Source organism: Anaerotignum sp., assembly GCF_030625865.1.
Taxonomy (GTDB): domain Bacteria; phylum Bacillota; class Clostridia; order Lachnospirales; family Anaerotignaceae; genus Chakrabartyella.
This window is the reverse complement of sequence record NZ_DAOUQB010000001.1, coordinates 106,763-130,899: the sequence shown is the minus strand read 5'-3', so window position 1 is coordinate 130,899 and position 24,137 is coordinate 106,763. Positions and strand designations below refer to the sequence as shown.

General features: G+C 39.2%; 26 protein-coding genes. 6 read left to right on the top strand and 20 right to left on the bottom strand.

Annotation, left to right across the window (positions count from 1 at the left end):
- Positions 1-99 precede the first annotated feature (99 nt).
- The 15 genes from spoVT to P9Q65_RS00510 form a co-directional block, all read right to left on the bottom strand.
- The gene (gene spoVT, locus P9Q65_RS00585) at positions 100-645 is read right to left on the bottom strand and encodes a stage V sporulation protein T (protein WP_304507132.1); all 546 of its coding nucleotides are present in this window, start codon (positions 643-645) and stop codon (positions 100-102) included.
- Positions 646-910: 265 nt separating this feature from the next.
- Positions 911-1,900 carry an NAD(P)H-dependent glycerol-3-phosphate dehydrogenase gene (locus P9Q65_RS00580; RefSeq protein WP_304507131.1) on the bottom strand — a complete coding sequence of 330 codons (990 nt, stop codon included), beginning with the start codon at positions 1,898-1,900 and terminating at the stop codon, positions 911-913.
- 23 nt (positions 1,901-1,923) lie between these two features.
- Positions 1,924-2,538 (bottom strand): glycerol-3-phosphate 1-O-acyltransferase PlsY, encoded by a 615-nt coding sequence (gene plsY, locus P9Q65_RS00575; RefSeq protein WP_304507130.1) that lies wholly within the window; start codon positions 2,536-2,538, stop codon positions 1,924-1,926.
- Position 2,539: 1 nt separating this feature from the next.
- On the bottom strand, positions 2,540-3,865 hold the full coding sequence (gene der, locus P9Q65_RS00570; protein ID WP_304507129.1) for a ribosome biogenesis GTPase Der: 1,326 nt from the start codon (positions 3,863-3,865) through the stop codon (positions 2,540-2,542).
- 135 nt (positions 3,866-4,000) lie between these two features.
- A complete protein-coding gene (gene pgeF, locus P9Q65_RS00565) occupies positions 4,001-4,810 on the bottom strand; it encodes a peptidoglycan editing factor PgeF (RefSeq protein ID WP_304507128.1) in 810 nt (269 codons plus the stop codon).
- A gap of 10 nt (positions 4,811-4,820) precedes the next feature.
- Positions 4,821-5,942 carry a ribonuclease HII gene (locus P9Q65_RS00555; protein WP_330695086.1) on the bottom strand — a complete coding sequence of 374 codons (1,122 nt, stop codon included), beginning with the start codon at positions 5,940-5,942 and terminating at the stop codon, positions 4,821-4,823.
- A gap of 154 nt (positions 5,943-6,096) precedes the next feature.
- Entirely contained in the window at positions 6,097-7,788 is a 1,692-nt protein-coding gene (locus P9Q65_RS00550; RefSeq protein ID WP_330695096.1) for a ribonuclease J, read from the bottom strand.
- Positions 7,789-8,400: 612 nt separating this feature from the next.
- The gene (locus P9Q65_RS00545) at positions 8,401-8,703 is read right to left on the bottom strand and encodes a DUF1292 domain-containing protein (protein WP_304507126.1); all 303 of its coding nucleotides are present in this window, start codon (positions 8,701-8,703) and stop codon (positions 8,401-8,403) included.
- Positions 8,704-8,743: 40 nt separating this feature from the next.
- Complete coding sequence (gene ruvX, locus P9Q65_RS00540; protein ID WP_304507125.1) at positions 8,744-9,172, bottom strand: Holliday junction resolvase RuvX; 429 nt, start codon at positions 9,170-9,172, stop codon at positions 8,744-8,746.
- 15 nt (positions 9,173-9,187) lie between these two features.
- Positions 9,188-9,451: an IreB family regulatory phosphoprotein gene (locus tag P9Q65_RS00535; RefSeq protein WP_304507124.1), complete on the bottom strand. Its 264-nt coding sequence runs from the start codon at positions 9,449-9,451 to the stop codon at positions 9,188-9,190.
- 105 nt (positions 9,452-9,556) lie between these two features.
- A complete protein-coding gene (gene mtaB / locus P9Q65_RS00530; protein ID WP_304507123.1) occupies positions 9,557-10,855 on the bottom strand; it encodes a tRNA (N(6)-L-threonylcarbamoyladenosine(37)-C(2))-methylthiotransferase MtaB in 1,299 nt (432 codons plus the stop codon).
- A 23-nt stretch (positions 10,856-10,878) separates the two neighbouring features.
- On the bottom strand, positions 10,879-11,670 hold the full coding sequence (locus P9Q65_RS00525) for a Cof-type HAD-IIB family hydrolase (RefSeq protein ID WP_304507122.1): 792 nt from the start codon (positions 11,668-11,670) through the stop codon (positions 10,879-10,881).
- Positions 11,671-11,682: 12 nt separating this feature from the next.
- The gene (locus P9Q65_RS00520; RefSeq protein WP_304507121.1) at positions 11,683-12,237 is read right to left on the bottom strand and encodes a hypothetical protein; all 555 of its coding nucleotides are present in this window, start codon (positions 12,235-12,237) and stop codon (positions 11,683-11,685) included.
- A 231-nt stretch (positions 12,238-12,468) separates the two neighbouring features.
- Positions 12,469-12,936: a hypothetical protein gene (locus tag P9Q65_RS00515; RefSeq protein ID WP_304507120.1), complete on the bottom strand. Its 468-nt coding sequence runs from the start codon at positions 12,934-12,936 to the stop codon at positions 12,469-12,471.
- Positions 12,937-13,187: 251 nt separating this feature from the next.
- The gene (locus P9Q65_RS00510) at positions 13,188-13,886 is read right to left on the bottom strand and encodes a 5'-methylthioadenosine/adenosylhomocysteine nucleosidase (RefSeq protein WP_304507119.1); all 699 of its coding nucleotides are present in this window, start codon (positions 13,884-13,886) and stop codon (positions 13,188-13,190) included.
- 184 nt (positions 13,887-14,070) lie between these two features.
- Between P9Q65_RS00510 and P9Q65_RS00505 the strand changes: the two genes are divergently transcribed.
- From P9Q65_RS00505 to P9Q65_RS00480, 6 genes are all read left to right on the top strand, one after another.
- Entirely contained in the window at positions 14,071-14,769 is a 699-nt protein-coding gene (locus P9Q65_RS00505) for a gamma-glutamyl-gamma-aminobutyrate hydrolase family protein (RefSeq protein WP_304507118.1), read from the top strand.
- Positions 14,770-14,771: 2 nt separating this feature from the next.
- Complete coding sequence (locus P9Q65_RS00500) at positions 14,772-15,629, top strand: mechanosensitive ion channel family protein (RefSeq protein ID WP_304507117.1); 858 nt, start codon at positions 14,772-14,774, stop codon at positions 15,627-15,629.
- 3 nt (positions 15,630-15,632) lie between these two features.
- Positions 15,633-15,827: a DUF951 domain-containing protein gene (locus P9Q65_RS00495; RefSeq protein ID WP_304507116.1), complete on the top strand. Its 195-nt coding sequence runs from the start codon at positions 15,633-15,635 to the stop codon at positions 15,825-15,827.
- Between the two features lie 520 nt (positions 15,828-16,347).
- Positions 16,348-17,100 carry a YdcF family protein gene (locus tag P9Q65_RS00490; protein ID WP_304507115.1) on the top strand — a complete coding sequence of 251 codons (753 nt, stop codon included), beginning with the start codon at positions 16,348-16,350 and terminating at the stop codon, positions 17,098-17,100.
- Positions 17,101-17,128: 28 nt separating this feature from the next.
- Positions 17,129-17,620, top strand: a complete 492-nt coding sequence (locus P9Q65_RS00485; RefSeq protein WP_304507114.1) for a hypothetical protein — start codon at positions 17,129-17,131, stop codon at positions 17,618-17,620.
- 46 nt (positions 17,621-17,666) lie between these two features.
- Complete coding sequence (locus P9Q65_RS00480) at positions 17,667-18,149, top strand: hypothetical protein (RefSeq protein WP_304507113.1); 483 nt, start codon at positions 17,667-17,669, stop codon at positions 18,147-18,149.
- A gap of 201 nt (positions 18,150-18,350) precedes the next feature.
- Here P9Q65_RS00480 and P9Q65_RS00475 read toward each other — a convergent pair whose 3' ends face one another.
- The 5 genes from P9Q65_RS00475 to P9Q65_RS00455 all read right to left on the bottom strand — a co-directional run bounded on the left by P9Q65_RS00475 (position 18,351) and on the right by P9Q65_RS00455 (position 24,120).
- Positions 18,351-20,540, bottom strand: coding sequence for a heavy metal translocating P-type ATPase (locus tag P9Q65_RS00475; protein WP_304507112.1), 2,190 nt, complete (start codon positions 20,538-20,540; stop codon positions 18,351-18,353).
- Positions 20,541-20,634: 94 nt separating this feature from the next.
- Entirely contained in the window at positions 20,635-20,982 is a 348-nt protein-coding gene (locus tag P9Q65_RS00470; protein ID WP_304507111.1) for an ArsR/SmtB family transcription factor, read from the bottom strand.
- A 70-nt stretch (positions 20,983-21,052) separates the two neighbouring features.
- Entirely contained in the window at positions 21,053-21,952 is a 900-nt protein-coding gene (locus P9Q65_RS00465) for a LysR family transcriptional regulator (RefSeq protein ID WP_304507110.1), read from the bottom strand.
- Positions 21,953-22,066: 114 nt separating this feature from the next.
- On the bottom strand, positions 22,067-22,891 hold the full coding sequence (locus P9Q65_RS00460) for a hypothetical protein (RefSeq protein WP_330695083.1): 825 nt from the start codon (positions 22,889-22,891) through the stop codon (positions 22,067-22,069).
- Positions 22,892-23,034: 143 nt separating this feature from the next.
- Positions 23,035-24,120 carry a SurA N-terminal domain-containing protein gene (locus tag P9Q65_RS00455; RefSeq protein ID WP_304507109.1) on the bottom strand — a complete coding sequence of 362 codons (1,086 nt, stop codon included), beginning with the start codon at positions 24,118-24,120 and terminating at the stop codon, positions 23,035-23,037.
- Positions 24,121-24,137: the final 17 nt, after the last annotated feature.

Here is a 24,137-nt window from a genome sequence, read left to right as displayed (position 1 = left end):
CACCAATTTACGAATACCGTTTTTATTGTTTCTAAAATCAACTTGAAGTGTAACGAAATTTCTTCTGTATTCCTTCAAAACAAGCAATAACATGGGCGATTACTGTTCCATTTGTCTGCCCAAAAAGCCGGCTGCCGTTTGGGCTAATTTGCCCTCTACCTCGCCCATCTTTTTGTCTTTTGAGAGGAAAACAATTGCGCCCATAGCATCACCCTCGGCGATGATAGGTGTAATCAGTTGGTGATTATACCCTTCCATACTGTCATCGTCCAGAATCGGTACAAAGTTGCTGTCATTTTTATCCGCAATCAATGTTGTTCTGCGGTTAATACATTTTTCCATTTCTTGACTGATATGCTTTTCAAATAATTCCCTCTTGGAGCCACCGGAAACGGCAATAATCTGATCCTTATCCACAATACAGGTTACATGTCCGGCAGTTTGTGCCAAGCTCTCTGCATATTCCTTCGCAAATGTTCCCATCTCACCAATGGGAGAGTACTTCTTTAAAATAATTTCGCCTTCTCTATCTGTGAAGATCTCCAATGGATCTCCTTCTCTGATCCGCAATGTGCGGCGGATCTCCTTGGGGATAACCACCCTTCCTAAGTCATCTATTCTTCTTACGATTCCCGTCGCTTTCATAGAAAATTCCTCCATTTACAAATAAGGTTGTTTCACTTGATTTCTCTTGTGCTTGTATTATTTGTAAAAGAAAAGAAAATATACCTAATCCTTTCATGGAATAATAAAATTATATTTTGAAATGATTTGCGCATAAAATCATCCCGCCCAGAAGATAAAAAACAAAGTAATCTATATGCAATTCTTTTATATTTATTTCCAAATAAAACAATAATTTGTAAAAAAATAAATGCCCCAACTTATAAAAATCGGAGCATTTTTATCTCTATTCAGCCTTACCGTCTCTGCTCATTAAATCCAGCACAGCCTGTTTCGTGTTTTTGCCTTGAAACAGCACCTCATAAATAGCATTGGTAATTGGCATTTCCACATGATGCTCCTGCGCCAGCTTATACGCCGCCTGAACAGTATTTACCCCTTCAACAACCATTTTAACCTCATCCAATGTCTCTGCCAGGCTTTTTCCCTGACCTAATAAAATTCCGGCTCTGCGGTTTCTGGAGTACATACTTGTACAGGTTACAATCAAATCACCAATACCCGAAAGCCCTGCAAAGGTTTCTGTTTTTCCGCCCATTTCTACCCCAAGGCGCCGCATTTCCGCAATACCACGGGTCATAATTGCGGCTTTTGTATTATCCCCAAAGCCCAGTCCATCCGAAGCCCCTGCCGCAAGAGCCATAACATTTTTAAGTGCAGCACCCATTTCTACTCCAATCACATCCGTATTGGTATAGAGGCGAAATCTTGGGTTCATAAACTCCCCTTGTACCATTTTCGCCGTTTCCTCATTTTCGGAAGCGATTAAGCAGGTAGTGGGAATATCCCTGGCTACCTCCTCAGCATGGCTGGGGCCGGATAAAATGCATACCTCACATTGGGGAATACACTCCTGAATCACCTGTGAAAGACGCTTTAAACTGCTCTCCTCAAGGCCCTTGGCAACGTTTACCAAAACCTGATTTTTGGTAAAATACGGCGCAAAATCCATTGCCGTTTGACGTACAGCCTTTGATGGTACAGACAGTATAATAATTTCTGCATCCTTCACTGCCTGCTCACGGTCTGTTGTAAATTTCAATCCCTCAGGAAGTGTAATGCCGGGCAAGTATTTTTTATTTTCCCTGTCCCTTTGCATTTCATCTACTGCATCCTGCCTTCTGGACCAAATCACAACATCATGTCCGTGCTTTTGAAGCATAACGGCTAAAGCGGTACCCCAACTGCCTGAACCAATTACCGTAACTTTTTTCAATGTTGCCCACCTCCAATATACTCCTACTGCACACTTTTATGCAGTGTAAATTTATTTTCTGTGCCAGACTTCAAACGTTTTATATTTTCTCTATGGCGCCATATGGCTAAAATAGCCAAAGCGGTAAAAAGTCCAACTCCCTCTATGGGCATTCCCAAAAAGAATGCACTGATGGGAATGGAAATGGAAAATAAAATAGAACCAACAGAAATAAAACGAGAAAACAAAACGCCCAAAATTCCCACCCCTATGGTAACGACTGCAAAAAAAGGTGAAAATACAAAAGCTAAAGAAAGAACAAAACCAATGGTGGATGCAATTCCCTTTCCACCTTTGAATTTCAAATAAAAGGGAAAGTCATGCCCTAAAATGGTACCGACCCCCGCATAAACGCCTGCCATGAAACCAAAATCCGAAAATATGGCTCTGCAAAGAAAGAATGCCACAACACCCTTTAAAATATCCCCAAGAAATGTTGCCAAACCAGCCCGAAAACCTAAAACACGAAGGGCATTGGTTGTTCCTAAATTTCCGCTTCCTTTTTGGCGCAAATCTGTTTTTGTCAGCTTTCCAACAATAAAGCCCATAGAGATACAGCCAATAAAATACCCGATTAGCAAACTAATGAGTCTATACATATCAATCCTTTTCCCCTTTTTCCCTTACGATAAAATGAATAGGTGTACCAACAAACCCGAAGGCTTCTCTTAACTGATTTTCAATATATCTACGATAGGAGAAATGGAATAATTCTCTTTCATTAACAAAAATTACAAAAGTTGGCGGTTTTACAGAAACCTGAGTCATATAATACAGCTTCAGCTGTCTTCCTTTGTCCGCAGGAGGCTGTTGCATTGCCATGGCCTCAATCAATACTTCGTTCAGCACACCGGTACTAATACGCAGAGCATGGTTTTCGTGTACCGTCTCGATCAACTCCAGCATACGGGTTATTCTCTGTCCCGTAAAGGCAGATATAAATACTTTAGGTGCATAAGCCATATAGGCCAATTCATTTCCGATGTCCTTTAAGTAACGGTTCATGGTCTTATCGTCTTTATCAATGGAGTCCCATTTATTCACAGCTACAATGGCTGCTTTTCCTCTTTCATGGGCAATCCCCGCAATTTTAGTATCCTGATCGGTAATGCCTTCGTTAGCATCAATCACCAAAATCGCTACATCACAGCGTTCCACCGCAGCAACTGCACGGATAATACTAAAACGCTCGATTTCTTCTTTGATTTTGCTTTTACGGCGCATTCCTGCCGTGTCAATAAAAATATATTTTTTTCCGTCTACAGTAATGGGTGTATCAATGGCATCTCTTGTTGTACCGGGGATATTGCTGACAATTAAGCGATCCTCCCCAAGAATTTTGTTAATCAAGGAGGACTTACCAACATTTGGCTTCCCAATGATTGCAACACGGATAGCATCATCATCTTCTCCTGCTTCCGAACCATCAGGGAAGTTTTCAACTACCTGATCCAACATATCGCCAAGACCTAATGCCTGTCCGGCGGAAACCGGCACTGGATCTCCAATACCCAGTTCGTAAAATTCATAAATGTCTAAGCTGTCCCGCTTTGTGCTGTCTACCTTATTCACCGCCAGAACCACAGGTTTCTTTGTACGACGCAGCATATTTGCCACCTGACGGTCATCATCAGTCACCCCTGTTTTAACATCGGTAACAAAAATAATTACATCAGCAGTTTCAATGGCAATTTCCGCCTGCTGTAAAATCTGCTTTTGAATGATTTCTTCAGAACCGATTTCCATACCACCGGTGTCTATCAAAGTAAATTTATGATTCAGCCATTCCACATCCGCATAGATACGATCACGGGTAACCCCAGGTGTATCCTGAACAATGGAGATTCTCTCCCCTGCCAGACGGTTAAATAATGTAGATTTTCCTACATTGGGACGGCCAACCACTGCTACGATTGGTCTGCTCATATTTTTTCCTCCATACTTCTCTCTATTTTACAATTCATTTGTGTTTTCCATATTAATTAGGTAAATTTAGCCACGAAAACCATATAGGATTATACCACAGTATTCTTTCCAAATACAATAGCACATACCCTGTTTTCAGCCTTTTAACTCCATAATGCCCGCCATAACGCCTCTATTCTCCCTCATTTTTCTGTGAGAATAAAAACGCTCCGTATCGCACATGGTACAAAGACCTGCAATTTCGATGTTTTCCACACCCATATCTGCTAATAACTGACGGTTTGTTTCCCAAAGATCGATGCGGTATTTCCCCCCTTCCTCTGGGTCGTCAAAAATAATTTCCTCAGCAAAATCGAGATTTTTCCGAAACAGCGATACTACCGGTTCATCTACCTGAAAACAACATTTTCCAATGGAAGGGCCAATTGCCGCAACTACATCTTTCGGGTCTGTTCCGAAAGCATCTATCATAGCCTTTAAGGTATGTTCCGCCATGCGGTTGCCGGTGCCCATCCAGCCGCAATGCGCCATACCAATGGCTCTTTTTTCAGTGTCCAACAAAAAAACAGGCACACAGTCTGCACCAAAAATAACAAGAGGAATGTCGGATTCATTGGTAATCAGTCCATCCACGTCGGAATATCCTCGTTCTCGCAACACACCTTTTCCCTTGTCTTCCGCCGTAATCCGCCGCACATTTGTAGTATGAGTCTGCTGGGATGTCACATAATTTTTTTTGGAAAAACCTATGGCATCCCCTAATATCTCATAATTTTTCAAAACCAAAGTTTGGTCTTCACCTCTGGTTAATCCCATATTCATACTACTGTAGTAACCCTGGCTTACACCGCCGTAACGTGTTGTAAAACAATGCTTCACCATATCCGTTTTGGCTAAATTGTCAAAAACAATTACTTCTACTTCTCCAATTTTCTCAATCCTCATAATCCACTCCTTATGTTAACCAAAACGCATTCTCCGTATAACGAAAATACGTTTTTCCATTCTCCTCCAAAACCTCCGCAACATCAAAACGAAAATCACAATCGAGACCGTTTTCAGCAATATAAGCTTTCGCAGTACGGATAATATGCTCCTGCTTACGTTTGTCTACCGCTTCTGCCGGCTCCCCTTTTTTTCGCCCTGCCCTATATTTTACTTCAGTAAAGATGATGTATGTATCCTTTTTTGCAATAATATCTATTTCTCCTCCCAGACTACGATAATTTCTTTCCAAAATTTCATAGCCCAAGCGACGCATCTCTTTTACCGCCAGCTCCTCACCATAAATACCTTTTGTTTGATTATCTTCTGGATTCAAAAAATTTTTTATAAAACTTTTACGATGAATGGGGCAGATTCCGTGAACACGAATCCCCGCAATATGTTGCGCCGAGCCATAGCCTTTGTTTGAAGCGAAAGCATATGCAGGATATAATTCGTCATAGGTCTCCATCAGCCTGTCCCGATACACCTTTGCTACAATACTTGCCGCACCAATGGAAAGACTCTTAGCATCTCCTTTTATAATGCCCTTTTGGGGGATAGAAATTCCAGGAATGGTCACTGCATCCGCCAAAATAAATCTAGGTACAGGATTCAAATCAGCAATTGCCTGACGCATGGCCTCATAGGTCGCCTGCAAAATATTAATCTCATCTATTCTTTCCCATGAAATCACGCCAATTCCATAGGAAATGGCTTTTTCCAATATTTCTTCATAAAGACTTTCCCGTTTCTTTGCCGAAAGCTTTTTGGAATCATCTACGCCCTCTATTTTACAATTTTTGGGGAGTATAACTGCTGCAGCAACAACGGGTCCCGCCAATGGGCCTCGACCAACCTCGTCCACCCCTGCAATCAAATCGTACCCCTGTTCATAACAGGATTTCTCATATTCCAGCAGTCCTTCCAGACGGATCTGTTCTTTCTCGTAAGCATCCTTTCGTTTCATTGCCGATGCAATAGCACTTTGCACCCCTTTTCGCTCATCCAAGGCAAACTTCTCAATCCCTTGATTCAGCTGTTCCATAGGGCAATGTTGTAAATAATCTTTGATTTGTTTAATTGACTGCATGTTTTTCCCGCCTTTCCTTAAATAATTATATCATAAAACAGCAAAAAAACATTCAAACCAATTGTTAAAATTATTTCGTATTTTCCACGGTACGCCAACAAAAAACAAACCCCGAAAAATGCTGATTCTATCAGTATCCTCGGGGTTTTTCCTTTTATACTTCCATAATGATAGGTAGAATCATAGGGCTTCTTTTGGTTTTTTGCCAAAGGAAGTTTTTCAGCGTATCTTTAATGATACCCTTAATATAATTCCAGCTGGTAATATTTTTTTCTTCGCATTTTAGCAAAGCTTCCATTACCACTTTTTTTGCTTCATCCATAAGGTCTTCTGCAACACGAACGTATACAAAACCTCTGGAAATAATATCAGGTCCGGCAACAATATTACCATTTTCCCGGTCCATGGTAACAACAACCACCATCAGACCATCCTGGGATAAATGCTTTCTATCTCGCAGGACAATATTGCCCACGTCACCAACGCCAAGGCCGTCTACCATAACCTGTCCCGCAGGTACAGTTCCATTGACCTTCGCCTCGTTTCGTGATACTTCCAGCACCTCGCCTAACTTCATAACAAAAATATTTTTTTTCTCTATTCCCATGGAAATGGCCAAATCTCTGTGGCTGGCAAGATGCATAAACTCACCATGCACAGGCATAAAAAACTTTGGCTTTGTCAATGCAAGCATCAGCTTGAGCTCCTCTTGTCTTGCATGCCCGGAAACATGAATTTCCTCCATATCCCCATAAATAACATTTGCACCCTTTTTCAGCAGCTCATTTACAACACGAATTACATTCTTCTCATTACCGGGAATTGCAGATGCGCTAATGATAATTTTATCCTCAGGCTTAATGCTCACCTGCTTATGCTCGTTCATTGCGATTCTGGAAAGAGCAGACATGGCTTCCCCTTGACTGCCGGTTGTAATAATAACAAGTTGCTCATCGCGATAGTTTTTAATCTCGCCAATATCAATAATGGTACGAGGCGGTAAATCCAAATACTCCAATTCAGATGCCGTTTTTACCGCATTTACCATGCTTCTACCGATAATGGCAACCTTTCGACCATACATATGGGCTGCATTTACCGCCTGCTGTATTCTATGAATATTAGATGAGAAAGTCGCAACCATAATACGATTTTTAGGAGACTCCTCAAAAATCTTTTCAAAAACCTTACCCACATTTTTTTCTGACATGGTAAAGCCTTTTCTTTCCGCATTGGTACTGTCACTCATTAAAAGCAGAACGCCTTCTTTTCCCAACTCTCCAAAACGCTGAAGATCAATAATATCCCCATCAATGGGAGTATAATCTATCTTAAAATCCCCTGTATGCACAACTGTTCCAATGGGCGTATGAATTGCCAATGCAACAGCATCTGCAATAGAATGGTTCGTGTGGATAAATTCCACATTAAACAGCCCTAACTTCACCCGTTCTCCGGGAACCACGGTATGCAAAACAGTTTTATCCAGCATTTTATGTTCTCTAAGTTTGTTTTCCAACAATCCCAATGTCAAAAGTGTACCAAACACAGGTACATTTAGCTGCCTTAAAACATAAGGCAATGCGCCTATGTGATCCTCGTGCCCATGGGTTAATACAATACCTCTTACTTTGTCGATGTTTTTAGTCAGATAAGTTATATCGGGGATAACTAAGTCAATTCCCAGCATATCGTCTTCAGGGAATGCCAGGCCACAGTCAATAATCATAATATCATTTCCGTATTCCAACATAGTCATATTTTTCCCGATTTCATCCAACCCCCCCAAAGCAGCAACTTTAAGCTTAGCCTTGGGTTTTGGTTTTCTTCCTGCCAAAAAACACACCTCCTTTACTTTTCGTTTTTCCGATTTACTTATTCCATTATTATGCCGCAAAAAAGCGCAGTTTAAACCGCAAAAACAAAACCCATACAGATAAAAATCTCTTTCATCTCTTTTTGGGTATACGTTAAGAAGGCAGGTCACCCATATCTTTAAAAACATCTCTCCCGTCCCATGTTTTCCTTCCAAAGGCTCTGCCAAGTCATACGTATTCTGTTTTCTTCTTTTTTCCGCACATGATGATTAGGCAATTAGCCCCTCATCTATCGTAAACGTATTAATAAATACGTTTTTGATCATAATTAAAAATTACAAAAACACTCTGTTTGACAATTCTTTTTGTAAACAAAGAGTAAGAAACAATTATGTTTCTCATTGGTAAAAAGTTAATTACCCTACCAATCTATTGGATAACACTTCATACTTTTTCGATTTATTCTTTTACTTTTTCATATTCTCTCTCATTCCAAAAGACTTTATTCAATCCGGCAAAAAAATTTTCATTCTATTTGACACAAACTTTCCATCTTGGGAACTAAGACTATTTTCTTTGATCTAAAGTGGTTCCTGTCTGCCTAAAAAATTGTGATAAAATCATCTGTATACAAATTTTTTTTAATCGATTTCAACCTCGTAATCTTCACCCTTTTGAGCAAATAAATCCGCCACACGGTCAAATTCTGCATCATCTTCAACCAATTCATAAGTTACGTCATCTGTATTAATAGAAGTTTCCTTTAAAATAAGGGCTTCTGTTTCATCATCGTCCATCAATTCTGTTTCCACGACCAACAAATATCGTTCACCGCCGCAAGCGACGTTATCAATAATAGAAAATTCAACTTCGGAACCATCTTCCCCAGCCATTGTCACTGTTTCAAACTCATACTCATTTACTTCATCAAAAATATCTGCCATTCTTTTCTTTGCTCCTTTTACGCTCCGTTTGCCACCGCTTCTATCCTCTGTTTCTGCTGTCTAAATAGCCCTGAAGAATATGCACGGCAGCCATCTTGTCAATTACACTTTTTCTTTTTTCATGGCTCAGTTCTGCCTCACGCAACGCACGCTCAGCAGCAATCGTGCTAAAACGTTCATCCCAAAAAACTAAATTTATCTTGGGAAAGCGTTTCTCAATCCGCTCCGCAAAAGCCTTTGTTTTGATGCAACGCTCCCCTTCGGAATTATCCAAATTTTTGGGGTAACCCATTACTATAACCTCTGGGTTATATTCGTCAACCAATTCCGATAAGCGTTTCAAGCTTTTTTTATATTCGGCAGGGTTCTCTCTACGAATAATCTCCACCCCCTGCGCTGTCCAACCCAAGGGATCGCTTACCGCAACACCAATGGTTTTATCGCCATAATCTAATCCTAAAATACGCAAATGATTTCCTCTTTCTTATTCATTCCGCTCCATATAATCTTTTACCAATTCTTCCAATAATTCATCCCGCTCCAATTTTCTGATCATCACACGAGCGTTCATATAGCTGGTAATATAGGTAGGATCGCCGGATAAGATATATCCGACAATCTGATTCACTGGGTTATATCCTTTTTCCTTCAAAGCCGTACTAACAGCGATGAGGATCTTTTTTGCTTCGTTTTCGGGTTCTTTATCCAATCTTCCAAAATATTGTGTCTCGTTGATATTATTATTCATACTGCTCACTCCCCAACACTGGATCCATTCGCTCTTCATCTATCATCTTACTTCATCATAATATAAACCAAAGCGGATTGCAACTATATTCTCCTTACAGAATCATTACAAAATAACCTCACCCAAAGCATTTTCTTCATCAATATGGGTGATCTTCGTCAAAACAATACGATTGGTGATTTCTTCTTCACTTCTTCCATGAACCTTTATATAATTTGATGTATGCCCTTCGTATACTCCCGCTGTAACCTGTTTTTCGTACAAAACTTCAACGGATTGCCCCACATAACCATCCAAAAACCCAGTACTCATCTCATCGCTGAGGGCAAGTAACTTGTGGCTTCTTTCCGTTTTTACACTGTTAGGAAGCTGATCCCGTCTTTCTGCCGCCGGGGTGCCCCTCTTAGGAGAATATGGAAATACATGTATTTTAGAAAACCCAATTTCCTTAGCAAAATCAAAGGATTCTTGGTAATCTTCCTCCGTTTCTCCCGGAAACCCAACGATAATATCCGTTGTCAATGCCACATTCGGCAAATACTTGCGTAACATTGCTGCCGCTTGACGATATTTTTCCGTATCATACTTGCGGTTCATTTCTTTTAAGGTTTTATCACATCCACTTTGCAATGAAAGGTGGAAATGGTGACAAACCTTAGGTAATTCCGCCATTGTTTTTGCAAATTCCTCTGTCACCACATTGGGCTCAATAGAGCTAAAACGGATACGGCTGATCCCTTCGACCTCATGTACCTGACGTAAAATATCCAAAAGGCTTGTATCTTTACGGTCTTTGCCGTAACTTGCCACATGAATTCCCGTTAAAACAACTTCTTTGAATCCATTTTTCGCCAAACATCTTACTTCTTCCAAAACATCCTTGGGCTCACGACTACGAATGGGTCCTCGGGCATAAGGAATAATACAATAGGAACAATACTGGCTGCACCCATCTTGAATTTTCAAATATGCACGGGTACGATTGGCTAATTTCTGAATGGAAAGGGGTTCAAACACCCGCTCCTTCATAATATCGGAAACATGGTTTTCCACCCCATTTTGAGGGTTATAGTCTTCAACCATTTCCACAATCTGTCCTCGATCCTTCGTACCGATTATTAGATTTACGCCTTCTACCTTCATAATTTCCTGAGGTGCTGTTTGGGCATAACATCCCACCACAGCCACCACAGCATTTTCATTCTGTCGCTTTACTTTACGAATTAATTGTCTGGATTTTTTATCCCCAAAATTCGTAACCGTACAGGTATTAATAACATATACATCTGCTGCTTCATCAATTCCTACTATTTCATATCCCTTTTCGGCAAATAACTCGGCAATTGCCTCGCTCTCATATTGATTCACCTTGCACCCAAGGGCATAGCTTGCTGCTTTTTTCATGATTTTCTCCGTTCTTTTTGGGTTTAAAGCCCTGTTAATTCTCGTATCGCCTTGACTACTCCACCATGATTATTGCTCCCCGCCTGAAAACGGGCAAACTGTTTCACGCCTTCCGCTGCGCCTTGCATGGCATAACTATAATAAGCCTGCTTAAACATTTCCACATCATTGTATTGATCACCAAAAACAAGGGTCTCTTCCGGCGTTACGCCCCACATCTTTTGCAAAGCCGCCACAGCCGTTCCCTTGGTTACCCCGTTAAGCCCCGTGTCTAAACAAGCATCGCCGGAAATCACAAGATTTAAACCGTCATCCAGCAAAGGGCGTAATTTTTTGTAGCAACTTTCAGCGCTTTGACCCTCATGGGAAATCATGGATACCTTAATAATATCATCCTCCACATGAAATAAATCCTCTGCCAAACGCATTTCATAATGAAATAGCGGAGAAGACAAGAATTCCAAAAGTTCCGGGCTTCTTGTATAACTGCAATATTTGGCACAGAGGAGGGGCTCCACCCCTTCCATAGAAAATATGGTATCTAGGCAATGGGTCACTTCCTTATGACGCATTGGCTCAACCACAAGCTCTTTCCCATCATCCACAACAAAGGCACCATTTTCTGCAATCACAACAACATCTTTTATGTGTTCATGAAAATGTTTTTTCAAGCTTGGGTACTGTCGCCCACTGGCAACAACAAAGCGAATTCCATTTTCCTGTAATTTTGGTAAAATCTTATAAATATCTTTGTCGATTTTCTTTTCATCGTTTAATAATGTGCCGTCCATATCTGAAACAATCAACTTAACCATCTGTATTCCCTCTTACATCTTATTTATTTTAAAAAAAGCCGGAAGTATTTTTAACGCAATGTCCACATCTTTGCCTGACAACCAAACCAAATACTTGCGCATCAATTCCCATTTTTGCCGTTTGAATATAACCTGGGAACATATTTCTTCCATCTCTTCTAATTTATCAATAATTTCATCCTTCTCATGTTTGGAAATATGATCCATAAATCCAAATTCCAAACGCAATTGCGTAAAATTCACATCCATCGGTACATCGTTTTGCTCTTGTTTAAGATAATACTCCAATAGGCCTTCATTTTGGTAACCATTCTGACGAAAACCATCTAATCGTTCCATCATTTTTTTTACATTTTCACGATACGCCTCTGCCTGTAACGCAGTCTGTTCATATGGCTGAATTACGCTAAGCCCAACACAAAAACCATCTATTTCACTTTTATATTCACTCATAAGATAACGAAACAAAACGGACATCTTTTCTGCATCATAGGAATAAGCATCCCATGTTTTACGGCTACGGTCAATATCCTCATCTACTTTTCGACAAAAATCAATTTTATCCATAAAGACCCCACCCTTCTTACACCCATATTCCATTTTGTCATCTTACGATATCTTTAAATTATACCATAAATCGAAAGATCATTGCAAGATTTCCACGAAAAGGAAAAGAGTTCTTCCTGTTGGAAAAACCCCTTTCAGCCTAACAAACTCCCTATTTTTTGAAAAAAGAGTAACTTCTCCTAATTTTCCAAAGTAAGACGAAGAGTGCCGATTTTATCGACACTCTTCTCTTTATTTCACCTGGGTTTCATCTTCATCTTCAATAATAACTACCATACCGCCTAAACGTCTGTTTAACTCGCTTCTGGTAATCTTAATAATATTGGGCGTAACACCGTCTGCCTGCACTTCAATATAATAAGGCTCCTCATTATCACAATCGTTTTCATCCAGCCAACCGCCGAAGAAAGACAAAATAGAACGCATAATTTCTACACTATGTCCCCAATAATCCAAATCCAAGAAAATCATTCGATGCTTTTCTCCATTTTTGGAAAATTTACGGCTTTTGTAAACCATTGTAAAAAGTCGTCTTTCCTCACCTTTGTAAGTGAAATAAACAGCCATTTCATTGCTTTCTCCAAAACGATTTTCGTAGCGGTTTATTTTTGCACTAGGGTCAAAATATTTTAATACAAACTGATATAGCTGTTCCAGTTCGATCTCTTTTGTAATGTATCCATGAGTTTTTGCTGTCATAGATGGCACGTCCTTTCTTTAAATTTACTCTCCTGTCGAAAAATATTTTGTGTGCTAAATATCTCTTCTTGATTGCATTATACAGGAACAAATCAGCTATGACAAGAGAAATCAAGAAGAATAACAAGAAAAAAATCAAGGGCTTTTTTAGGCACTTTTTTATCCAAGTTCAGGGATTAACACCATTTCAATGGACTTTTTTTAAATCCCCTCTATTTCTTGGGTATGCCTTCTCTTATTATATGCAAAAATCACAATTTTTCTAACACTCTTTCCACTAATTCACTACAACGTTTTGCTGCCAAAATACTAAACTTTTCAAAAGAAATTCCAGCCTCTTCTCCTGCGCCATCGGAAATAGCACGCACAATGAGAAAAGGAATCCGATTAAGCCAGCAAGCATGGGCAATTGCCGCACCTTCCATCTCTGCGCAAGTGCCTTGCACATCTTTACGAATTTTGCTTTTTCCTTCTTTTGTACAAATAAATTGATCTCCACTGGCAATACGGCCTGTGATCACCTGAAAACCGTCGACAATCTCTGCCGCTGATGCCTGGGCCAATCGAACCAATTCTTCATCAGCCTTAAAATAACTTTCCGCCATACGAGGAATGTTTCCTACCGGATCGCCTAAAGCTGATGTATCCATATCGTGTTGCACCGCATCTGTTGAAATAACAATATCACCAATATTTAAATCTTCAATCAATGACCCGGCAACCCCAAGCACAAGAACATAATCCACCCCAAAATGATCAATCATAGCCTGGGTACAAATGGCCGCATTTACTTTCCCTATACCGCTTCTTACCAGAACAACGTTATTACCTTTATATCTGCCAATATAGAAGGATAAGCCAATCACATTCTTTGTTGTGACAATTTCAATTTTTTCCTTCAAACAAAGAATTTCCTCTTCCATTGCTCCAATAATGCCAATGGTTTTCATTTTTTGTCATCTCCGTTCAATATAATGCTTCTCAGTAGTTACATTTTCACCTAATTATTTATTCATTTAATCATACCACAACCCTACCTTATTGTACAAGCTAACATTTTCTCCTTGTCTTCCATTGCAAAACCATGACATCTTTTGTATACTATTAGCAACACTAATCAAAAGGATTGATTCTATGCAACCGGTAATCGGTATTACGCCAGACTACGATAATATTGCCGGCAGATATAAAGTGCATCAAGATTATATTTCTGCTATAATTTCCGCTGGGGGATACCCTGTTATGCTGTTTCCCCAGCCTGTAATGCCACCTTTTATAGACGGGATTGTGTTTACCGGCGGAGGTGATATAGACCCACTTCTGTTCCACGAAGAACCTTTGCGGGAAAGCGGAGAGATTTCGCCCCTTAGGGATGACTTTGAGCTTTCCTTGTGCCACCTGGCAATACAAAACAACATTCCCTTATTGGGAATCTGCCGAGGGATGCAGATCATCAATATTGCTTTGGGCGGAACCATCTTTCAGGACATTTCCGTACAAACAAGCAGTACCCTAAAGCATAGCCAACAGGCCCCTCGTGGTTACGGAACACATAGTATCATAATGGAGAAAAATTCTTTACTCTCTTCCCTTTGGGGTAAAGAAAAAGCAACAGTAAATTCCTTTCATCACCAAGCAGTTGCTGTGTTGGGTGATGGGCTTCGTATCTCAGCAAAGAGCCAAGATGGCTTAATAGAAGCCATAGAACATATTGAAAACCCCTTTGTTTTAGGGGTACAATGGCATCCCGAGGCCATGAAGGGAGAAGACCAAAGAAAACTTTTTTCAGCTTTCCTAAGTGCGGCTGAAGAATTTCAAAGAAACAGGAGGTAACAATGAAAAATTTACAAGAAATACTGGGTTTAGAGTCACTGGTTAGTGCCGGGGCTGGTATAGGCATAAAAATTTTGCAAATCATAGGCATATTCGTACTTTGTTGGTTTTTAATCCGTATAGCCAACGGTTTGGCACACAAGTTCTTTAAAAAACAAACGCAAAAGCATCGCTTGGCAATATCCGAAAGAAAAGCCAACACCTTAAACTCCATTAGCTCAAGTATATTAAAATATGTTATATATTTTATCGGGCTATTTACCATACTAAAAATATTAGGTGTAGATAGCAATTCCTTACTGGTTATCGCCAGTGCCGGCTCTGTTGCCATTGGTTTGGGGGCACAAAGCGTCGTTTCCGATATGATGGATGGCTTTTTCATCCTTTTTGAAGACCATTATGCAGTAGGAGATATTGTTACAATTCAAAACGTTACCGGTGTTGTAGAGGGTGTAAGCTTGCGTTATACAAAAATCAGAGATTTTCAAGGGAAAATGCATATCATTCCCAATGGCTCCGTAGGTATTGTAACAAACCTCTGTAATGACTTTATCAATGCACTTGTAACAGTAGGCGTTGCATATGATGCAAATATTGACCATGTACTAGCAATTTTAGAGGATGAAATGAACCAAACCACTGATATAGAAAGCATTTTGGAAACACCCGTAGTCGTTGGCGTTGTTGGCTTAGATGATTCCGCTGTTTCTATCCGAATCGTAGCAAAATGCAAAATAAAAACCAATTTTGCCGTTGAAACAGAATTGCGTAGACGTATTAAAAATCGCCTTGACAAAGAAGGGATTGAAATTCCCTTCCCCCAGAGAACAGTTCATATTGTGCAGCAAAAGGAGGCCTAACTTATGGTTTTTTCCGTTGGAGATATTGTGCAAATGAAAAAATCCCATGCCTGTGGTACCAATGAGTGGGAAATTTTGCGAGTTGGTATTGATTTTCGAATGAAATGCTGTGGATGTGGCCATATGGTTATGCTACCCAGAGTAAAATTTGAAAAAAATGTAAAAAAAATTATTTCTGAAAGCAAAGAAGAAAAATAAATAATTTTGATTAAACAACCGAAAGCCCTTCCATAAAAAATAAGCCTCCTTGCTAGAACCAAATGAGGCTATTATATTTGAATGGAGGATGGTACGTTTATTAAAAATGAAAACAAAGATTTATATATACTGTAAAAATAATATTTAAAACAAGCCTTTCCATAAAAACACCTCACCATGGTAGAACCCTAGAGGGGTGTTTTGGAAAGGCTTGTTTACGGAGATCCTACAATTTTCTTAAATAAGTAGTACCATTTCTTAAACCAATTGATATTCTTAAATTTTAAATGTAAAATCTTAGATAATGTCTGTTGCTGATGCATTACGATCACATAAGGTCAAAAACTTTGGGGTTTTTCTCCTGACTGTTACATCCCCATAACATGGGATTTGTACATTCATTTTTGTTCTTGCTTTTTACGAAAAGTAATGGGGTGTGGGTGGCATCAAGGTTTTCCACAGGCTGTACTGCTGAGAAGCTGGTACAGGCTATTTTAGAATTTAAGAGGTGGGGTAAACATTGAAACGTTTTAAAAAAGCTTTATTTATCATTCTCGGCATATTTTTCGTTTGTGATGCACTGCTTTTATCAATATTAACAAGTTTTAATATAGGTCCTCTTGCAACGTTTATGGTTGGTGGTGCCTATTTAATTTATGGTTTCTATTATGAAACCATTCAAATTCTTTCAAAAAAAGGCCTTCTTAAGTGGATAAAAAATTTATTCTTAATAGGTAACGCAATTATGCTTTCAGCCATTTTATTTCTTGGTGTCTTTGGTAAAATAGACACCGTAACTTATAAAGAAGATGCTGTCATTGTTCTTGGCGCAGGACTGAATGGCGAAACGATTACTTTACCCCTTTATTATAGGCTGGAAAAAAGCATAGAATATTTCAATAAAAATCCAAATGCCATTATCGTTGTATCCGGAGGACAAGGACGTAACGAAACCATAACGGAAGCCCTGGCAATGGAAAGGTACTTGCTGTCAAAAGGAATTCCTGAAAATAAAATAATAAAGGAAGACAGTGCAACAAGTACCTACGAAAATTTTCTTTTATCCAAAAAGCTTTTAGATGATTATTTTAAAAGCGAATACAAGACAATTTTTATAACAAATGATTTTCATATATATAGAGCAAAAGAGATCTCAAAAGTTGTAGGGTTCAATAGTAACTATATGCATGCAAAAATACAATGGTATTTAGCTCCAGTAACCTATATCAGGGAACTTTTAGCGAATATTAAGTTTATTTTACTGAGACAGTAGCTGTTTTAAATGGGATTGGAGTAGTTTTATGAAAAAATTAAAAATAATTTTAGTTTGTTTTGTAATTGTATGCGTGGGTCTATTTTACTATTTCTCAACACACTACCAACGGATACAGGGTCTAGATAATTTTCCTAGAACAAATGTAAAGGCATATGTTTATGAAACAAGTGTTGGCAACGACAGTGAGCATATACAAATTGATCAGGCTGATTATGAATCTTTTTTAAAGATAATATCATCTATCAAATATATGAATCCCAAGTTTGATCCTGATTTGCCAGAGAATATGATTTTTGGTTCCAGTGATTATAAGCTTGAAATAAATCATATAGAAGATAATAGTAAAACCATATTTTTTATTAGAGACTATGAATTTCGTTCTAATCAGCGCATAATATATTATTCTGATTGGGACACGGCTATTACTGCATATGTAAAGGATGACGTTTATAAAGAATATGAACGCTTAGCAAAGAAGTATATTAAAGATTCGGAAGATTCTGAAAATGAATCCTAATTTCTCTAATCCTATATCTAACAAAACTATAACTATGGAGTAAACTATGAAAAAATTAAAAATAATTTTAGTTTGTTTTGTAATTGCATGTATTTGCCTATTTTACTATTTCTCAACATACTACCAACGGATACAAGGTCTAGATAACTTTCCTAGAACAAATGTAAAGGTATATGTTTATGAAACAGGTATTAAAAACGAAAGTGAGCATATACAAATTGATCAGGCTGATTATGAATCTTTTTTAAAGATAATATCATCTATCAAATATATGAATCCCAAGTTTGATCCTGATTTGCCAGAAAATTTGGTTTTTGATTCCAGTAATTATGAGCTTGAAATAAATCATATAGAAGATAATAGTAAAATCCTATTTTGTATTGGCAACTTTGAATTTCGTTCTAATCAGCACATAATATATTATTCTGATTGGGACACGACGATTACTGCTTATATAAAGGATGATGTTTATAAAGAATATGAACGTTTAGCAAAGAAGTATATTAAAGATTCTGAAAATGAATCCTAATTTTCTAATTTTATGGCTCTAAAAAGCAATATGAAAATTTATTTTGCACTTCCTTTTTTCATATCTCAGCAGAGAGAATGCTTGCAATACTGTATGATAAATCAAATAAAAAGAACCTTTTGTCTTAATATATAAGATGAAAAAGGTTCTTTTTATTACTATTTTTTATTGCAACGCAAACTCAAGAATATTCTGATCATTTTACTTCTTCCTCATGGCATTTAAAATTGCCAATACCGCTACGCCAACGTCTGCAAAAACCGCCATCCACATAGTTGCAATACCAACTGCGCTCAATATTAAAACCAAAGCCTTTATGCCCAAAGCAAATGCAATATTTTGTCTTACTATGGTTCTGGTATTTTTTGCAATCCGAATTCCCACTGCTACTTTTCCAATATCGTCATCCATTAGTACAACATCCGCCGCTTCAATGGCTGCATCCGAACCGATGCCGCCCATGGCAATCCCTAAATCCGCTCCCGCCAATACAGGCGCATCGTTCATACCATCTCCGATAAATGCCGTTTTTGCAAGACCATTCTTTTCCTTTAATTCCTCAAGAATCCGAACTTTATCCCCAGGTAGAAGCTCTGCATAAAAATTGTCTAACCCTAATTCCTTTGCCATAGCCTCGGCATTTTCTTTACGGTCGCCTGTCAGCATGACCATAGATTGAACACCTTTCCTGCGTAATGCCTCTAATGCCTCTCTGCATCCCTCTTTTAAGGTGTCCGCAACAACAATGTACCCTTTGTATTCCCCGCCTTTCGCAACATAGACTACCGCTCCAACACCCAAATAAGGTTTAAATTCAATCTTCTCTCGCTCTAACAAGCGTTGGTTTCCTAATAAAACCGATTTCCCATCTATCTGATAAGTGATGCCGTACCCGCCTAGTTCCTGATACTCTGCTACAGAATCCAAGGGGATTTCCTTTGTTTTTTGAAATTCTCGAACAATTGCCTCTGCAATAGGATGATTGCTGTTAGCTTCTCCCAAAGCCGCCAAAAATAAAAGTTCTTCTTTGTCTTCCCCTTCTATTTTCACTACGGAAAATTCCCCTTTGGTTAATGTTCCCGTCTTATCAAATACTGCTTGCGTAATATGGCAAAGGGTATCCATATCCCCGCCGCCCTTTACTAAAATACCATGTTTCGATGCTGCTCCAATACCCGCAAAGTAGCTTAGTGGAACAGAAAGTACCAAAGCACAGGGGCAGGAAACAACCAGAAAAATCAAAGCCCGCCCAAACCACATTTCAAATTCTCCAAAACCCAATAATGGGGGAAGTACCGCAAGGGCCGCTGCCAACCCTACCACCGCCGGTGTGTAAACCCTTGCAAATCTGGTAATAAAACGTTCTGTTTTTGATTTCTTTCCCGCAGCATTTTCAACCATTTCCAAAATCTTCATTACCGTAGATTCCCCAAAGGGTTTGGTAACCTGAATTTTTAAGTTTCCATCCAAATTGATACATCCGCTTAAAACATCGCTTCCCGCTTCAACTCCTCTGGGCAAAGCCTCCCCCGTCAAAGCCGCTGTATCTAAAAGAGCATGCCCTTCCATTACTTTACCATCCAATGGGATTCTTTCTCCAGCTTTCACCAAAATCAAATCACCAATTTGAACCTCATCTGGGTGAACCCGTTTGATACCGCTTTCTGTAACCACTTCAGCAGAGTCCGGTCGAATATCTAATAATGATGTAATAGATTTTCTTGATCTGCGCACTGCATACTCCTGAAAAGCCTCACCGATCTGATAAAACATCATTACAAATACCGCTTCCGGCATTTCACCAATGGCAATGGCACCTACCGTAGAAAGAGACATTAAGAAATTTTCGTCAAACACCTGACCACGCACAATATTTTTCAATGCCCTCAGTAACACATCATAGCCAAAAATCCCGTAAGCAACCAAAAATAAGAATAAAGCTGCACTGGTATCACGCAAAAACACTGCGGCTAAAAACAACATCCCCCCAAAACCAAAGCGAAGCCAAATCATTTTTCCCTCCGCTTCCCCAACATGCCCATGGTCATGATGATGTTCTTTGGCATGCTGGGGATGTAGCTCATGATCATGATGGTGGTTGTCACGATCCTGACAATGATTACCTGCGTGACAGTGTTCACAGGAACAACCGATAAGTTGCATCGGTTTTCCCCCTTCTAATGCCACCTCAACATCCGGCTCATATTTATGTACAATTTTCTCTATTTTCTCCAAAACTCTTTCTTCCTCTGTCCCCTGTATCAAAGAAACCTCCATGGTTTGTTTGACCAAATTAATCTCCGCTTCACGGGTTTCATCCAAGGCACCTACCGCTGTTTCAATCTTTCCTGCACAATTTGCACAGGTTAATCCTCTTAAATAAACCTTCACGTAAAAACACCCCCATATTTGCTCATATGTTTACTTATTCATATATATTCTCAAAAATTAGGCTGTTAAGTATCGCCTTAAGACAGCCTTATTTTTATTCTGCATAACCTCGCTTGTGGCGAATATGAACCATGCCCTGTTCTAAAATGGTTTGCACATGTTCGTCGTCCAAAGAATAGAACACAGTTTTTCCTTCTTTTCGATATTTCACCAAATTATTCTGGCGCAAAACCCGCAGTTGATGGCTAATGGCCGATTGGGATATGTCTAATAAATCCGCCAATTCTGTGACATTTTTTTCTCCGGTTAAAAGGCTCTGTAAAATTCTGATTCGCGTAACATCGCCAAAAACCTTAAAAAACTCTGCAACATCACGAAGAAAATCATTTTCCAACTCATCAATCACATTGACTTCTGCAGAATCAGTATGGCAGTTTTTCATAGAATCCCCCCATTCAAATGAATATATGTTCATATATTAACTCATTATTTCGATTTTGTCAATGTCCACTTCAACTTTTCTGAATTTCTATTAGATTAATAAAACCCTTCACTGCATGGGGCGGCGTAACATTTTTTAGCATAACCATTCCTATATTGCGTTTTGGCAAAGGTGGTGTAACCGGTATTTCATACAAACGTTTTTCCCTTAACGCTTCTTCTGTAAATTCCTTTATCACATAGGTCAAACCCAAATTGATCTGCGCAAAACTAATTAATAAGTCACTGCTGCCCAGTTCTAAAATTGGGTTCAAAATCACCCCATTCTCTTCTGCATACCCATCAATATATCTTCTGGAATTACTCAAATCTTCCAAAAGCAATAAAGGATACCCAGGCAAATCTTTTAAATCCAAACCAACCTGAGACAATAGCTTATATCGCTCTCCCCCCACCAGAACGTCATGAATTTCAATACAAGGGGTTATTTCCAAGTCTCCGTCATCCCCGATAGGTAGATTGATAAAGCATACATCCACACTACCGTTTTTCAGCAAGCGCAAAGATTCATAGGTAGTTTTATTGGTCACCTTAATGTTAATATCCGGATAAAGCTTATGGTACTTTTCCAGATAGGGCAGTAAAAAATTTGCAATAACCGTATCACTGGCACTAATTTTCAATTCGCCCATCTCCATATTTACCATTTGGAAATATTTTTCCTCCGCCGCATGAATGAGACCCAAGGCTTGCTCCAGATAAGTATACAGCAATTTTCCTTCCGCAGTAGGGTAAACTCCCTTTGCGGTACGAACCAAAAGGGGGCTCCCCATTCTGTCTTCCAATTGACGAATTGCCATACTCACCGCCGGTTGTGAAATATATAGTTCTCGAGCTGCGGCAGACATATTACCCGAGCGCACAACAGAGCAAAAAACACGGTATAAATCCAACGAAACATCAACCTTCAAGTCCACCCCCCCTTCCTCTTTTTATCATACTTGAAAAATAAGATCTGTGCAATCATATAAAGGCACCCTTACATGAACAAGGGTGCCCATTGAAAAAGTCATCAAGCTTCTTCATTACAAAAAGTACGCATTGTTCGCTCTTCTTTCATAAAGTTCTTCCAATTCCTCTTTATGATAAATAAATCCTGGATCATCAAAATGTTTTGCTCCTATCGGACATTTTTTGATGCAAGCGCAACACTTTATACAAATCCCTGTTATCATAGTAGGGTCCTCAAAGGAAATAGCACCCATTGGACAGCTTTCTGCGCAAACACCGCAACCGCAGCAACCCTCCTCTGTTTTGGGCTTTACCTTACGAATATCAATTGCGACATTATGCCGATCCCGAGGTGTAAAATATGGCCGTATTGGTTCTTCCCCTTTTACATATACCGGACCGTCGTATACCCATCCGCTCTTCACCTTTTCGGCTATTTTTTGGCCAAAGGCCTTTAGTTCTGTAATGTCCTCCCCATCAGGTCTGCCTGCTCCCAACTTGCGGGAAAAAGAATGTTCGCTGACAAATGCCCCTCCTGCAATGGTTTGAAATTCATTTTTTTCCATAATATTTCTCAATTCAATAAGTGCATCGTCATAATCTCTGTTTCCAAAGGAAACAACGGGCACGCCAAGGGCACCTTTCCCCTTTATTTTATCGTTTAAATATGGCAATAAAAGATTCGGTACACGCCCTGCAATCACAGGTGTCCCCAAAACCACAAGATCCCCCTCACCGAAATGAACTTCACCTTCTCTATTTTGAGGCAAAGTAAAATTATATGTATCATAAGCCGCATTCAATGCCATTGCAACTGTCTGCGCAACGGTCGTTGCAACTTTTTCCGTGCCTCCCGTAGGACTGAAAAAAACTGCCCAAACTTTTTTTATCTTCATCATCAACGGATGCCCTGTTCCGCATCCTTCCTCCCTTCCAAAATAACTCTCTTTCCATAATACTCTATCCCCATTTACTTTTCAACAAAGAAAAAGAGGAACTCCAAAATCATTTCTTGATTAAAGAACTCCTCTTAAAATGCTATTTAATGAAATTTTTCAAGGTTATTATATACTTCGTCAACATACTCAATCTTTTGGTCTGACATCATTTCTTCAAATCTGGCATCGCTGTAATCCGCCTGCTTCTGGCTTGTAAATGCAGCATCTGACATCGTCTTTATTTCACTGTCTTCCGGTACAGTGACAGAATTTAAACGCAACACAAAATATGTCCCATCCACATCAATAGGTTCTGTAATCTGCCCAACCTCAGGAATGTCTTCCACTCCAAAAGAGGATTTAAACTGAGATTTATATACAGACATTTTTTCACCGTTCTCTTTTTGCTTGGCATTTTCGTCAATATCATATTGTTCAAAAAGACTATGGAAATCTTCACCATTCTTCGCTTTTTCTACGACCTCGTTTGCTTTATCTAAATCGTTTAAAACAACGGAATCAATATCCAGTACGGTATAATCGTCCTTCATCTGCGCCTTGTTATCCTCAAAATAATTTGCCATTTCTGTCTCATCTACTTCACATTCAGCAGCCAATGCTTTATAAGCTAACGAATAAATATAAGAGCCTTCCATATAGGGTGCCAACGATTCAGCATCAATCCCCATTTTTGCAATGTCTTCCTGGGGCACATTGGTAATAAACTGTTCACATGCCTTTGTAACTTCTGCCTTCTGCTCGTCGGATAAAGAAATCCCGTTATCCTCCGCATATTTTTTTGCTGCAATCACACTTTGCAGTGTCTTAAGTGTACGCTCTTCCACCAACTCATCCGCCGTCTGTCCATCAAAATCCGTAGTCCAGATATCCTCTCCGCCAACGGTCGTAAAACTCTTTGTCGTTGTATACAGATACACCATATATTCTGATTTCATGATCTCTCTGCCATCAATTTTCATAACCACCTCGTCATTGAAATTGCTGGTGTTCCCGTCATTGCTACCGCCTCCGCAGGCAGAAAGAGCCATTGCCCCGGCAATCAACAGGCAAAGAAGTCCCTTTTTCTTCATTATAATCCCTCTCTCTTTCCTTCTAATAATTAGTACTTTCAAAAATTCTTCAAATCGTATTATATCATATAAAAAATATCTAATATGACTAGTATACACATTCTTTCATCAAATGA

Excerpts from the sequence above, each read along its gene's own strand:
- spoVT (WP_304507132.1), bottom strand. The coding sequence starts at position 645 with ATGAAAGCGACGGGAATCGTAAGAAGAATAGATGACTTAGGAAGGGTG.
- plsY (WP_304507130.1), bottom strand. The coding sequence starts at position 2,538 with ATGTATAGACTCATTAGTTTGCTAATCGGGTATTTTATTGGCTGTATC.
- der (WP_304507129.1), bottom strand. The coding sequence starts at position 3,865 with ATGAGCAGACCAATCGTAGCAGTGGTTGGCCGTCCCAATGTAGGAAAA.
- pgeF (WP_304507128.1), bottom strand. The coding sequence starts at position 4,810 with ATGAGGATTGAGAAAATTGGAGAAGTAGAAGTAATTGTTTTTGACAAT.
- P9Q65_RS00555 (WP_330695086.1), bottom strand. The coding sequence starts at position 5,942 with ATGCAGTCAATTAAACAAATCAAAGATTATTTACAACATTGCCCTATG.
- P9Q65_RS00545 (WP_304507126.1), bottom strand. The coding sequence starts at position 8,703 with ATGGCAGATATTTTTGATGAAGTAAATGAGTATGAGTTTGAAACAGTG.
- P9Q65_RS00535 (WP_304507124.1), bottom strand. The coding sequence starts at position 9,451 with ATGAATAATAATATCAACGAGACACAATATTTTGGAAGATTGGATAAA.
- mtaB (WP_304507123.1), bottom strand. The coding sequence starts at position 10,855 with ATGAAAAAAGCAGCAAGCTATGCCCTTGGGTGCAAGGTGAATCAATAT.
- P9Q65_RS00525 (WP_304507122.1), bottom strand. The coding sequence starts at position 11,670 with ATGGTTAAGTTGATTGTTTCAGATATGGACGGCACATTATTAAACGAT.
- P9Q65_RS00520 (WP_304507121.1), bottom strand. The coding sequence starts at position 12,237 with ATGGATAAAATTGATTTTTGTCGAAAAGTAGATGAGGATATTGACCGT.
- P9Q65_RS00515 (WP_304507120.1), bottom strand. The coding sequence starts at position 12,936 with ATGACAGCAAAAACTCATGGATACATTACAAAAGAGATCGAACTGGAA.
- P9Q65_RS00510 (WP_304507119.1), bottom strand. The coding sequence starts at position 13,886 with ATGAAAACCATTGGCATTATTGGAGCAATGGAAGAGGAAATTCTTTGT.
- P9Q65_RS00505 (WP_304507118.1), top strand. The coding sequence starts at position 14,071 with ATGCAACCGGTAATCGGTATTACGCCAGACTACGATAATATTGCCGGC.
- P9Q65_RS00500 (WP_304507117.1), top strand. The coding sequence starts at position 14,772 with ATGAAAAATTTACAAGAAATACTGGGTTTAGAGTCACTGGTTAGTGCC.
- P9Q65_RS00495 (WP_304507116.1), top strand. The coding sequence starts at position 15,633 with ATGGTTTTTTCCGTTGGAGATATTGTGCAAATGAAAAAATCCCATGCC.
- P9Q65_RS00485 (WP_304507114.1), top strand. The coding sequence starts at position 17,129 with ATGAAAAAATTAAAAATAATTTTAGTTTGTTTTGTAATTGTATGCGTG.
- P9Q65_RS00480 (WP_304507113.1), top strand. The coding sequence starts at position 17,667 with ATGAAAAAATTAAAAATAATTTTAGTTTGTTTTGTAATTGCATGTATT.
- P9Q65_RS00470 (WP_304507111.1), bottom strand. The coding sequence starts at position 20,982 with ATGAAAAACTGCCATACTGATTCTGCAGAAGTCAATGTGATTGATGAG.
- P9Q65_RS00460 (WP_330695083.1), bottom strand. The coding sequence starts at position 22,891 with ATGATGAAGATAAAAAAAGTTTGGGCAGTTTTTTTCAGTCCTACGGGA.